This is a genomic window from Pseudoxanthomonas sp. JC1303 (assembly GCF_058448525.1).
The window spans coordinates 2,486,144-2,499,785 of the sequence record NZ_CP185958.1 but is presented as its reverse complement, the minus strand read 5'-3'; the positions used below and the strand labels follow the sequence as shown (position 1 = coordinate 2,499,785).

3 protein-coding genes and 1 pseudogene are annotated in these 13,642 nt (G+C 70.0%); all 4 read right to left on the bottom strand.

Going from position 1 to position 13,642, the window contains the following annotated elements; genetic code table 11:
* Positions 1-54: 54 nt before the first annotated feature.
* Positions 55-1,761, bottom strand: coding sequence for a type II secretion system ATPase GspE (gene gspE, locus ACORQU_RS11115; RefSeq protein WP_491645070.1), 1,707 nt, complete (start codon positions 1,759-1,761; stop codon positions 55-57).
* Between the two features lie 147 nt (positions 1,762-1,908).
* On the bottom strand, positions 1,909-3,837 hold the full coding sequence (locus ACORQU_RS11110) for a S8 family peptidase (protein ID WP_491641234.1): 1,929 nt from the start codon (positions 3,835-3,837) through the stop codon (positions 1,909-1,911).
* Between the two features lie 151 nt (positions 3,838-3,988).
* Positions 3,989-9,151: pseudogene (locus ACORQU_RS11105) on the bottom strand (beta strand repeat-containing protein); the annotation flags it as partial.
* 423 nt (positions 9,152-9,574) lie between these two features.
* Complete coding sequence (purL, locus tag ACORQU_RS11100; protein WP_491641233.1) at positions 9,575-13,546, bottom strand: phosphoribosylformylglycinamidine synthase; 3,972 nt, start codon at positions 13,544-13,546, stop codon at positions 9,575-9,577.
* Positions 13,547-13,642: the final 96 nt, after the last annotated feature.

Sequence of the window (13,642 nt, the reverse complement as noted above, 5' to 3'; positions counted from 1 at the left end):
CGCGTGCTGGCACCGAAACCAACGCGCACGCCAGCCGCGACACCGTTGGCGCGCTCATGCATCCTCGGTCACCCGCAGCACTTCCTCGATGGTGGTCATGCCGGCCAATGCCTTGGCGATGCCGTCTTCGTACATGGTGCGCATGCCGGCCTGGCGGGCCAGTGACTCGATCTCGCCCATGCCGGCGTGGCGCATCACCGCCGAGCGCAGCGCGTCGTCCATCACCAGGAACTCGGTGATGGTGGTGCGGCCCAGGTAGCCGGTGGGCGCGATGGCCGAGCCGCGCGGGCGATACAGGAAGATCTCGCCTTCGGGCTGGTGGCGACGCAGGTCGAAGCGCGCGATCTCCTCGGGCGTTGCCGGGTAGCGTTCGGCGTGCTGCGGCTCCAGCCGGCGCACCAGGCGCTGGGCCAGGATGCCATTGACCGTGGAGGTCAGCAGGTAGTCCTCCACGCCCATGTCCAACATGCGGGTGATGCCGCCGGCGGCGTTGTTGGTGTGCAGGGTGGAGAGCACCAGGTGGCCGGTGAGCGCGGACTGGATGGCGATGCGCGCGGTTTCCAGGTCGCGCATTTCGCCGATCATGATGATGTCCGGGTCCTGGCGCACGATGCTGCGCAGGGCGCTGGCGAAGTCCAGGCCGATCTGCGGCTTGGCCTGGATCTGGTTGATGCCCTCGATCTGGTATTCGATCGGGTCCTCGACCGTGATGATCTTGACGTCTTCGGTATTGAGTTGGCTCAGCGCGGTGTACAGCGTGGTGGTCTTGCCCGAGCCGGTCGGCCCGGTCACCAGCAGGATGCCGTGCGGCTGCTCGAGCACCTTGAGGAACTGCGGCAGGAACGCGTCGGTGAAACCCAGCCGCTGGAAGTCGAACACCACCGTCTCACGGTCCAGCAGGCGCATCACCACGCTCTCGCCATGCGCGGTGGGCACCGTGGACACGCGCAGGTCCAGCTCCTTGCCCTGCACGCGCAGCTGGATGCGCCCATCCTGCGGCAGGCGGCGCTCGGCGATGTTGAGCCGGGCCATGATCTTGACGCGGCTGATCACCGCGGCGGTGAGGTTGGCCGGGGGGCTCTCGCCCTCCTCCAGCACGCCATCGACGCGGTAGCGCACCTTGAGCCGGTTCTCGAACGGCTCGATGTGGATGTCCGAGGCGCGCAGCTCCACCGCACGCTGGATCACCAGGTTGACCAGGCGGATGACCGGCGCCTCGGAGGCCAGGTCGCGCAGATGCTCGACATCGTCCAGGTCGCCACCGGCCTCGCCATCGGCGTTCTCGACGATGGCGCCCATCGCGCTGCGGCCCTGGCCGTGCCAGCGTTCGATGACGTCGTCGATCTCCGAACGCAGGCCGACCCGCACCCGCACGGCACCGCCGATGGCCATGCGCACCGCGTCTGCGGCATAGGCATCGCAGGGATCGGCCACCCACAGATCGAGCACGCCGTCGCGCTCGGCCAGCGGACAGACATGGAACTGTTTGAGGAAGCGCAGCGAGAGGGTCACATCCTCCGGCAGTTCCGGCGGGACGTCGGGCAGCTGCTTGGTCGAGAGCAGTTCCAGTCCCAGCACATCGGCGCTGGTCTCGGCGTGGTCGCGCTCGGACACCAGGCCCAGGCGCAGCAGCAGGGCCAGCACGCTGCCACCGGTCTCTTCCTGCAGGCGCCGCGCACGGGCCAGATCGACATCCTTCAGCCGGCCCTTGGCCAGCAGCGCCGCAACCACGCGCTCATCGGCCGGAACCGACACGTCCATGTCTGGAATCAGGGCAGGCACCGCACTCACACGCGCCTCCGGCGACGAGAGAAGAGCCTCACTTTAGCAGGCCCCACAACAGCCCTGTGCCGAAAAAAAGCCCCGGCCGCACGGCCGGGGCTTCGTGTCACAAAAGCAGCAACGCGTTTACTGGCGCGCGGTGAAGGTCGCGCCGGAGTAGGACGACTCGCCCACGAGCTTGATGTAGTAGGTCCCGGCCTGCGGATTGCTGATGCGGACCGACTCGTTGTTGCCCGAGCGGGTGGACTTGGCGTCGTAGCTGCTGGAGGTCGGTTCCTTGCCGTAGCTCACGTACATCGACAGATTGCCCTTGCCACCGGCGGTGACGAAGGAGATGGTCGTGCCGGCGCTGGCCTGGAAGCTGTACAGGGTTTCCGAGCCGGCCGCACCGGACACCTTGACCTTGTCGCGGTTCTCGATCGGCGTGGCCACTGGACCACACTGCTCGGTGGCCGGGTCGCAGGGTTCGACGATGGCGGCCTCGACCGCCGCTGCGGCATCGACGATGCCTGCGCCAATCTGACGATTGGCGGCCGGGTCCACTGCCGGGGTATGGGCAGTGGCCTGCAGCATCGCGGTGACCTCGGTCGGCGTCAGCAGCGGCAGGCCGGCATCCAGCCGCGCCCCCTGCATCAGCGCGACCACGCCGGCCAGGTGGGGCGCCGCCTGCGAGGTGCCGGCGTAACCGCCGTAGTTGCTGTCATTGGGCACCGGGGTGGTGGCCCCGGAATTGAGCGCCTGCCAGACGAAGCCGTCATTGACCGGGGTACCCGAGCTGCCGTCGTTGGCGTACACCCCGCCACCTGGCGCGGCGATCTCCACCGTCGTGCCGTAGTTGGAATAGTAGGCGCGCTTGCTGGTGATGCCGGTGGACGCCACGGTGATCACGCCCGGGCAGCTGGCCGGCGAGAAGTTGGCCGCATCGGCGTTGCTGTTGCCCGCCGAGACCACCACCGAGGCGCCCAGCGCATTGGCCTGCGCCACGGCCTGGCCGGTGACGCTAGAGGCCGAACAGACGCCCGAGCCGCCCAGGCTGAGGTTGATGACCTGCGCTGGGTGGGTGTTGGCCGGCACGCCGCTCACGGTGCCGCCGGCGGCCCAGATGATCGCGTCGGCGATGTCGCTGTCATAGCCGCCACAGTGACCCAGCACGCGCACCGGCAGGATCTTGGCGTTGTAGGCGACGCCGGCCATGCCGCGCGCATTGTTGGTCAGTTCCGCACCGGCGGTGCTGGCCACGTGGGTACCGTGCCAGGAGCTGTCTTCCGGCGGATTGCTGGCGTCGGTACAGGCACTGAGCCAGGGCTCCTCGGTGGTCCAGTCACCGGTATCCCAGCCGCCGGGCGCGCGCCCGTCGGTGTCGCGGCCGGACACCAGGCTGTCGGTGATGAAGTCGTAGCCGGCATCGCCCAGCGAGGTGTCCACGTCGACATGGGTGGTGATGCCGGTGTCCAGCACCGCGATCACGATGCCATTGCCATCGGCCAGGTCCCAGGCGTTGTTGACGTTGGCACCGCCTTCGTTGGCATTGCCGGAGGCCGTGACGGTGCCGTCCGGGGTCTTCAGGTGCCACTGGTAGTTGGCGTAGTAGGTGTCGCTGGGGGTGAAGGTGGCCGGCTGCAGCGCCGCCGGTGCCTGGATGTCGCGCACCGGACGGCGCAGCACGTCGGCCTGCACGCTGACCACGTTGGGGTCCGCCGCGAGCTGGCGCATGAAGGCCGCAGCCTCCACCCGGTCCAGCTTGCGCGAAGTCCGCACCAGCTCGCCGCCGGTGGCCAGCTTGCGCATGTACCGGGCCGAGGGCGTCTTGCCGGCGGCATTCAGGCCCGCACGCGACAAGGCCTGGGTCGCGTTGCCGGCCACGGTTGCACTGGACCTGGCCGTGGCGCCATCGCGATAGGTGATGATGAAGCGGCCGATTTTCTGGTCCGCATCCGCGCCGGTCGGCAGCGGCATGATCTTCAGCCCTGGCGCGGGCTGGGCGGCCGCCGCAGCCCCTGCGGACATGACCATGACGATGCCCGACAGGGCGACCGAGAGGAGTTTGGTTTTCATTGCGGTGCGTTCCTTGTGCGAAATGAAGTTGCTGGCCGTTCGTTGCGGCATGGTGTGGCCCCCTGAGCCCCGGCTGGCCTGGGCCGGGTTGTCGACATGCGCGTCCTGCGTGCCGGGCGACCCGCGGGCCGCCCGGCCTGTGTCCTGCTGACTACCAGCCGAAGCCGGCGCCCACGCCCACCGAGCGTTCGTCCCCACTGAAGGCACCGCCGACGGTGACCGTGGCACGCTCGCTGATGGCGCGCTGATAGCCGACCGACAGCGCGTTCTCGCCGCCCTGGAAGCCCACGCCGACGCCCACCCGGTTGTCGGTGCGGATGCCCGCTGCGCTGGTGGCCATGTTGAGCATGGCGGCGTTCATCGCGCCCTGGCGGTCGATGCGGCGGTCCTGTTCGCTGAAACGGCGGTCGGTGTCGCGCTTGTAGCCTTCGAAATCCTGGTTCCAGGCCTCAAAGCGCGCGTCGGTGTAGGCATTGGCCGCGGTCAAGGTCTCGGTCGCGGTGGTGTCGGCGTAGGCCCGCACGTCGGCCGGGACCGCCGGCACGCTGGCGGTGCGGATCTGGCCACTGCCGGTCGTGCTGGTCTGGCTTTCGTCCGTTGCCTCGGAGGCCACCCGCGTATCCGCGGCGGCGACCGGCTCGCCCTCGGCCGCCGGGGTGGCCGCACCTTCGGTCGACGCGGTGGAAGCGACGCGGCTGGCCGTGCGCGAGGCGGACGCAGAGGTTTTAGCGCTGTCACCCCCAGCCAGCTCGGTGACCCGATTGTCCAGCGCGCTGATCGCATCACCCACCGAGTGGTAGGCGTCGCCCTGGACGACGAAGGTCGGTGCGGTCATGCCGCCCAGCGGTCCGACCGCCGCGCCGCCGCCCAGGTAGTTCGCGTAGGCCTGCATGGTCTGGAACAGCTGCCCGCCGTTGATCGCATCGGTGCTGCCTGCGGCAAGCGAGCCGGCGCTGAGGTTGACGATGCGACGCGTGGCAGGACCGCCGCGTCCATTGCCGCTGCCCAGCGAGACCGTATCGGCCTCGTAGGTCCGCGAGCCGGCGCCGAGGGCGACGGAGTTGGCGCCGGTCGCACCGGCGTTGGCGCCAAGGGCCACGCCGTTGGACGCACTCTGGCGCACGAAGGCGTTGTAGCCGACGGTCACTGCATTCTCGCCGTAGGTCGTCGCCTGACGGCCGATCGCGGTGCTGTTGACGCCGCTGGCCAGGCTCTTGACACCGACCGCCACCGCACCGGTCGCGGCGGCTTCGCTGTTGGCGCCCAGCGACACGGTCCGCAGGCCGCTCGCGGTCGCATTGGCGCCCACCGCCGTGGCGTTGTCGGCCAGTGCCGTGGCGCCGGCGCCATAGGCCGATGCCCCATTGCCGATCGCATTGGCCGCTTCGCCGGCCGCGACCGCGTTGTCGCCATCCACATACGCCCCGGCATCGCTGTCGGCACTGCCGCTGGCCTGGAAGTACTTGTTGGTGGTCTCCGCCGTGGACGCCACCGCGTCGAGCTGGGCCTTGTTCACCGCATCGGTGTCCTCGGTGCCCGCCGCGACGTTGGTGATCTGACGTTCTGCGCCTTCGGCGCCCACCGAGATCGTATGGTCGCGGTCGGCCTCGGCATTGGCGCCCAGGGCCACGGCATCGTCGGCCGATGCATAGGCATTCACCCCGATCGCCGTGCTGTCGTCACCGGAAGCGTAGGTGTTGTGGCCCAGCGCCGTGCTGTATTCGCCCGTCGCCCACGCCCCGTTGCCGAACGCCGAACCGCCCGTGCCGGTGGCGCGGGTGTTGATCAGGCCAAACAAGGTGCTGCCGCCGACGGCGGTGGATTCGGCGCCCGATGCCTGGCTGAATTCACCCAGTGCCGTGGCGCTCTCGCCATCGGCCGAGGCCGCCAGGCCCAGCGCGGTGGCGTAGTCGCCCGCGGCGAGGGACTCGGCGCCGATCGAGGTGGCGCCCAGGCCGCTGGCGCCCGCCAGGAAGCCGGCAGCGGTGGATTCCACGCCGCTGGCGATGCTCTCGGCGCCGAACGCCGAAGCCCCATCCCCGGACGCGCTGCTGTAGTAGCCCGAGGCGGTCGACTCGATCCCGGAGGCCTCGCTCAGCGCACCGTTGGCCACGCTGCCATCGCCCGAGGCCAGGCTGGCCGCGCCGGTCGCCGTCGACTGCTCGCCGCTGGCCTCGGCTTCCGCGCCGGTCGCCGTGGCGTACTCGCCCAGCGCCTGCGCACCGGCACCCTGGGCGGTCGCATTGTCGGCCAGCGCACTGGCGCCGGCACCGGTGGCCGTGGCGTTGTCGGCAAAGGCCGTGGCGCCGGCGCCATAGGCCGACGCCCCATTGCCGATGGCATTGGACGCCTCGCCGGCGGCCGTGGCGTTGTCGCCATCGACGTAGGCGCCGGCATCGCTGTCGGCGCTGCCGCTGGCCTGGAAGTACTTGCTGGTGGTCTCGGCGGTGGCTGCCACCGCATCGAGCTGTGCCTTGTTCACCGCATCGGTGTCTTCGGTGCCTGCGGCGACGTTGGTGATCTGGCGTTCGGTGCCTTCGGCGCCGACCGAGACGACGTTGTCGCGATCAGCGACCGAATACGCGCCCAGGGCCACGCTGTTTTCGCCGAACGCGGTCGAGTAGAACCCCAGCGCCGTGCTGCCGGCGCCGCTGGCCCACGACTCGGCGCCGACGGCCGTGGCCAGGTCGCTTGGCGCGTACGCGAAATAACCGAGCGCGGTGCTCTCCAGGCCATCGGCCTCACTGAGCGTACCGGTGGCCAGGCTGTAGTCGCCGCTGGCCAGGGCGCCTGCGCCAAAGGCGCCGGAGCCCTCGCCCAGCGCCTGGGTCGAGACGAAGAATCCCAGCCCGGGAACCAGGTCGGCCATGCCGCCGACGGCCACCGAGCTGGTGCCGCTGGCCGCGCTGGAGGTGCCCATCGCCGTGGAGTAGTCGCCAACGGCATTGGCCACCGCGCCCATCGCCGTGGCCTGCTCGCCGCCGGCGTAGGCGCCGACGCCGAGCGCCGAAGCGGCAAAGCCGGACGCATCGGCGCTTGCACCGACCGCGGTGCCACCGATGCTGGCGCTGGTCGCGCCGGTCTGCACCGGCTCGCCACCGCTGGTGATCAGTGGATCGCCGTTTTCGTCCACCGCCGCACCGCCCATGGCCACGCTGGCCGGGCCCGTGGCCTGCGCGTTGTAGCCGAAGGCGGCGCTGTTCTGTCCTGCTGCATAGGCATTGGTGCCGACCGCCGTGGCGTTTTCGGCGAAGGCGGTGGCGCCGGCGCCATAGGCCGATGCGCCATTGCCGATGGCGTTGGCGGCTTCGCCGGCCGCGATCGCGTTGTCTCCATCGACATAAGCCCCAGCGTCGCTGTCGGCGCTGCCGCTGGCCTGGAAGTACTTGCTGGTGGTCTCGGCGGTGTCTGCCACCGCATCGAGCTGCGCCTTGTTCACCGCATCGGTGTCTTCGGTGCCCGCCGCGACGTTGGTGATCTGGCGTTCGGCGCCCTCGGCCCCCACCGAGACCGTGTTGTCGCGGTCGGCCACGGCGTTGGCGCCCAGCGCCACGGCGCCTTGCACACCGGGTTCCACCATGGCGTTGGCACCCAGGGCCATGCTGTCGCCGCTGTCGGGGAAGACGATGCTGTTCCAGCCGATCGCGATGCTCTGGTCGCCGCCGGCGGCGGCCAAGCCGCCCAGCGCCAGGCTGCCGTCGCCCTGGGCCAGGGCGTTTTCACCCACCGCGGTGGCACGCGGCCCCGTCGCGCGCGACCAGGCGCCAACGGCGGTACTGAAGACTTCGCTGGCACGCGCCTGACTTCCGACCGCCACGCTGTTGTCGCCGCGTGCCGTGCTGGCCTGCCCCAACGCGGTGGCGCTTTCGCCACTGGCTTCGGACACCACGCCAAGCGCCGTGCTGCCGTAGTTGGTGGCATGCGCCGCGGTGCCAATGGCCGTGCTCTCCTGGCCACTGGCCTCGGTCGACCAGGTCTCTTCCTCCCAGGTCGTGCCGTTGACCACCGTCATCTGCCCGCCGATGGCCGTGGCGCTCTGCCCGGTTGCCTGGCTGCCCACGCCGTAGGCCGAGGCTCCCTGGGCATCGGCGACGCTGTCGTAGCCGACCGCCGTTGCCCTATCCGCCATTGCCGTCGCGCCGGCGCCATAAGCCGAAGCACCGGTGCCGATCGCGTTGCTGGCTTCGCCCACCGCGGTGCTGTCGTCACCGTCGGCGTAGGCGCCGGCCTGGCTGGCATCGCTGCCGTTCATCGCCAGGTATTTGTTGGCGGTGGTGGCCTGGTCCAGCTGCGCCTTGTTCACCGCATCGGTGTCCTCGGTGCCCGCCGCGACGTTGGTGATCTGGCGTTCGGCGCCCTCGGCACCCACCGAGACCGTGTTGTCGCGGTCGGCCACGGCGTTGGCGCCCAGCGCCACGCTGTTCTCGCCGCTGGCCGTGCTCCAGGCACCCAGCGCGGTGGCGCCGGGCGTCAGCGCTTCGGCCCAGGTCCCGAAGGCCGACGTCAGGTCGCCTTCGGCGCCTGCGCCGGCACCGACCGCGGTCGCGCCAAAGCCCAGCGCGTGGTTGTCGACGACCAGCAGGTCCGGCAGGCCAAACAGGTAGTCGCCCACGTCGAAGCTGCTGCCAACGGCCGTGCTGCCGCTGCCCTGCGCGCTCGAATACCCACCCAGCGCGGTGGCGTAACTGCCGTCCGCGGCGCTGTAAAAGCCATTGGCCGTGGAAAAGGTGCCGGCCGCCAGCGACTCTGCGCCGTGCGCCGATGCGCCATCGCCGCTGGCCGTCGCCAAAAAGCCCTGCGCGGTGGATTCGATGCCCGAGGCGAGACTTTCCGCGCCGCTGGCGGTGGCGCCATCGGCCGAGGCGGTGCTGTAGTAACCCGAGGCGGTGGATTCAAGACCGGAGGCCTGGCTCAGCGCGCCGGTGGCGCTGCTTGCATCGCCGCTGGCCAGCGCCGCCGCGCCTATGGCGGTGGACTGATCGCCGCTGGCTTCGCTCTGGACGCCCACCGCGGTGGAGGTGGTGCCAGAGGCGAGCGCGCCGCACCCCACGGCGATGGAGAGGTCGCCGGTCGCCCGTGCCACGCGGCTGGCGGCGTCGGCGCAGGCGGCAGCCTGGGGGGAAATCGCGGTGCTGGCCTGGCCCGGGGAACGGCCGCCTCCCACGGATTGGGCGAGCGCGGTCTGGGAGAGGATCAGGGCGGTGGTGACCGTCGCGGCCTGCAACAGCCGCGCGCCCTTGCCCTTGCCTTTGGCCTTGGCCAGTTCGGAAGCGACCACGACCAGGCCACGCTCGGCGTCCCACAGCTTGCAGAAAATGCGATTCATCCTTCCTTTCCTTGGGCGTTGTAGTTGTTCGGATTTTTTTGGGCAAAGAGCTCCCGCGGCGCGCAAACGGAAATTTGCGCACAGGGGTTCGCGAGGAGATCTTTTTTCGGTACTTCGGGAGGTCCGCTGACTTGCGGGGGGATTTATGGCGGACCTGGCACGTTGACGGAGGTCACGTGCTTGATTCGATAGTCATCCAGGGGATTTCAGTGCGTCAAGTGGCGTTCATGCCACAGCTTGACACACGCAACCCTTTGTTAAAAAAGGGTTTTTAGCTGATCCCGAGCTGAATCAAGGCTCGAAAAGCGTCAAAATTTTGTCGCGTAAAGTGATGGACGTCACAAAAAAGAGCGCCCGCCGAACAAATCGGCGGGCGCGCTCTGGCAACACGTTGCAGTGCAGTAAACCGGATCAACCGCACCACACGCGTGCGTTACGGAACATGCGCAACCAGGGCGAATCCTCCGCCCACCCCTGCGGGGCCCAGCTCAGGTTGATGCTGCGCGGCGTGCGCTCGGGATGCGGCATGAGGATCGTCGCGCGGCCATCGGCGGTGGTCAGGCCGGTAATGCCGTCCGGCGAGCCGTTCGGATTGATCGGATAGCGGGCGGCCACCTGGCCATCGCCATCGATGAAGCGCAGCGCCACCCGCGCGGTGGCCTGGTCGACCGGCGAGTCGAACTCGGCACGGCCCTCGCCATGGGCCACGGCCACCGGAATGCGCGAGCCGGCCATGCCACGGAAGAACACCGATGGCGACTCCACCACTTCCAGCAGCGAGGTCCGTGCCTCGAACTGCTCGCTGCGGTTGCGCAGGAAGCGCGGCCAATGCTCGGCGCCAGGAATGATGTCCTTGAGCTGGCTCAGCATCTGGCAGCCGTTGCACACGCCCAACGAGAAGGTCGACTCGCGGGCGAAGAACGCGGCGAACTGTTCGCGCAGCGCTGCGCGCTCCAGGATCGAGGTCGCCCAGCCGCGGCCCGCGCCCAGCACGTCGCCGTAGCTGAAGCCGCCGCAGGCGGCCAGGCCGGTGAAACGCTCCAGCGTCACCCGGCCTTCGATCAAGTCGCTCATGTGCACGTCGAAGGCATCGAAGCCCGCACGCTCGAACGCATTGGCCATCTCGATCTGGCCGTTGACGCCCTGCTCGCGCAGGATCGCGACCTTCGGCCGCGCGCCGGTGGCGATGAACGGCGCGGCGACGTCCTCGGCCGGGTCGAAGGACAGCTTCGGCCTGAGCCCCGGATCGGCGAAGGTGCGCGCGGTGTGGCGCTCGTCGTCGGCGCTTTCGGGGTTGTCGCGCAGGCGCTGCATGGCGTGGGTGACCGACCACCAGCTGTCGAACAGCTGCTCCCAGCGCCATTCGGCCAGGGTGCGATCGCCCAGGCTCACCCGCACCATCGGCGCGGTGGTGGGCTTGGCGATGCGCTGGGCGCATTCGGTCAGGGCGTGGCGCTCGACCAGATCGGCGAAGGCGGCACGGTCCTCGGAGGCGATCTGCACGATGGCCCCGAGTTCTTCATTGAACAGGCTGCGGAACGGGTCGTCGCCCCACGCGTCCAGGGTGATGTCCACGCCCAGGTGCGCGGCGAAGCCCATCTCGCACAGCGCGGCGAACGCGCCGCCGTCGCTGCGGTCGTGGTAGGCCAGCAGCAGCCCGGACGCGCGCGCATCGCGCATCAGCTCGAAGAAGCTGCGCAGCAGCTGCGGCTCGTCCAGGTCCGGCGTGTCGCCGCCAAAGGCCGGCAAGGCCTCCTCGCCGGCATGGACCTGGGCCAGCACCGAGCCGCCCAGGCGCTGTTTGCCGCCGCCCAGGCCGATCAGCCACAGCTCGGTATCCGGCTCGCGCGAGAGCACCGGGGTGAGCTGGGTGCGCACGTCATCGACCGGCGCGAACGCCGAGATCACCAGCGACACCGGCGAGACCGTCTTGTGCGCCTGGCCGTCGGCCTGGTACTGCGCCTGCATCGACAGCGAGTCCTTGCCCACCGGGATGCTCAGCTCCAGTTCCGGGCACAGCGCCATGCCCACGGCGTGCACGGCGTCGTACAGCAGCGCGTCCTCGCCAGCGTGGTTGGCCGCGGCCATCCAGTTGGCCGACAGCTTGACCGTGTCCAACGCCTGCACCGGCGCGGCACACAGGTTGGTGATCGCCTCGCCCACGGCCATGCGGGCCGAGGCGGCGGCATCCAGCAGCGCCAGCGGGGTGCGCTCGCCGATGGACATGGCCTCGCCGGCAAAGGTGTCGAACCCGGCCAGGGTGATGGCGCAGTCGGCCAGCGGCAGCTGCCAGGGGCCGACCATCTGTTCGCGCGCGGTCAGGCCGCCGACGCTGCGGTCGCCGATGGTCACCAGGAAGCTCTTGGCGGCCACGGACGGATGCGCCAGCACGCGCAGACCGGCTTCGTGCAGGTCCAGCCCGGCGGTCTTCAGCTCCGGCCAGCGCGGCGGAGCCGGGTGGGCGGTGTCGCGGTGCATCTTGGGCGCCTTGCCGAACAGCACGTCCATGGGCAGGTTGATTGGGTGAGCGGAGGCGCTTGCGGACCCCTGGTCCGCGCCTTCGCGAACGCCAGCAGGCTGTGCCTGCTGGCCGGCAAGCGGGGTGCCCTCGCGCTCAGCACGCAATGATTCCACGCTGACGCCATATCCGACGACCAGCCGCTCCTCGGCGGTGGTCACGCCGACGGCGGCGAACGGGCAGCGCTCGCGCGCGCACATCTGCGCGAACTCGGCCAGGCGCGCCTGCGGCACGCCCAGCACGTAGCGCTCCTGTGATTCGTTGCACCACAGTTCCAGCGGGGACAGCGAGGGATCGTCGCTGGGCACCTTGTCCAGGTCGATCACCCCGCCCACGCCGGAATCGTGCAGCAGTTCGGGAATGGCGTTGGACAGGCCGCCGGCGCCGACATCGTGAAACCAGCGGATCGGGTTGTCCGCGCCCAGCGCCACGCAGCGGTCGATGACCTCCTGCACGCGACGCTCCATCTCCGGGTTGTCGCGCTGCACGCTGGCAAAATCCAGGTCCTCGGCGCTGTCGCCGGAGGCGACCGAACTGGCGGCGCCACCGCCCAGCCCGATCAGCATCGCCGGACCACCGAGCACGATCACCGCATCGCCCGGCTGCAGGGTCTTCTTCTCGACCTGGTTGCGGTCAATCGCGCCCAGGCCGCCGGCCAGCATGATCGGCTTGTCGTAGGCGCGGGTCAGGCCCGGTCCTTCGGCCAACTCGAAACTGCGGAAATAGCCCAGCAGGTTGGGTCGGCCGAATTCGTTGTTGAAGGCCGCGCCGCCCAGCGGGCCGTCCAGCATGATCTCCAGGGCCGGGGCCATGCGCGGATTGAGCGCGCGCGGGGCTTCCCAGGGCTGGGGCAGGGTCGGGATGCGCAGGTGCGAGACGCTGAAGCCGGTCAGGCCGGCCTTGGGCTTGCCGCCGCGGCCGGTCGCGCCCTCGTCGCGGATCTCGCCGCCGGCGCCGGTGGCCGCGCCGGGGAAGGGCGCGATCGCGGTGGGATGGTTGTGGGTTTCCACCTTGATCTGGAACGCGCTGGGCACCACCGCTTCGCTGCGGTACCGGCCGGTGGCCGGATCGGGGCGATAGCGCGCGGCCGGCAGGCCTTCGACCACAGCGGCGTTGTCGCTGTAGGCACTGAGCGTGTGCTGCGGGGTCTGCTGATGGGTGTGCTTGATCATCTTGAACAGCGAGCGCTCCTGCTCGCGGCCGTCGATGGTCCAGCTGGCGTTGAAGATCTTGTGCCGGCAGTGCTCGGAGTTGGCCTGCGCGAACATCATCAGCTCGACGTCGGACGGGTCGCGCCCCAGCTCGCCGTAGCGCGCGCGCAGGTAGTCGATCTCGTCCTGGGCCAGGGCCAGCCCCAGGCGCGCGTTGGCGCCTTCCAGGTCGTCCAGCGCGATGCGCCCCAGCTCCCCGCGCGCCGGGGCGTCGAACAGGGCCTGGGCCTGGTCGGTCGAGGCCAGCAGCGACTGGGTCATCGGGTCGTGCAGCAGCCTGGTCACCGCGGCCAGGGCCTGCGCATCGTCGGGCAGGCCGGCCAGGTCCACGCGGGTGCCGCGTTCGACCCGGTGGATCGGCAGCCCCGCGCCGCGGACCAGCTCGGTGGCCTTGCTCGACCAAGGCGACAGCGTGCCCAGCCGCGGGACCACGAAGCGGTTGCTGGCGCCGGCCTCGCGCTCGGCGGGCGCCTGGCCGGCCTGGAGGATGCGGCGCAGCGCATCCAGGTCCGGCGCGGTGCCGGCCTGCGGATCGATGAAAAAAACCTGCCAGGTCCCGAGCAGGCGGACCTGCGGGGCGACCGATTTGAGGCGGGATTCAAGCCGCGCGCGGCGGAACTGCGACAAGGCCGGCTGGCCTTCGAGGACGATCATGTCCGGAACCGTGGGGTGCGAGCCGTCAAGACGGGGCCGGCCATTGTAGCGAAGCCGGCGCGGGGCCGGCTTCGAAAAGCGGTTCGGACGGCGCGA

Bases quoted from the DNA above. Each gene is read 5' to 3' on its own strand.
- gspE (WP_491645070.1), bottom strand. From the start codon at position 1,761: ATGGACGTGTCGGTTCCGGCCGATGAGCGCGTGGTTGCGGCGCTGCTG.
- ACORQU_RS11110 (WP_491641234.1), bottom strand. From the start codon at position 3,837: ATGAAAACCAAACTCCTCTCGGTCGCCCTGTCGGGCATCGTCATGGTC.
- purL (WP_491641233.1), bottom strand. From the start codon at position 13,546: ATGATCGTCCTCGAAGGCCAGCCGGCCTTGTCGCAGTTCCGCCGCGCG.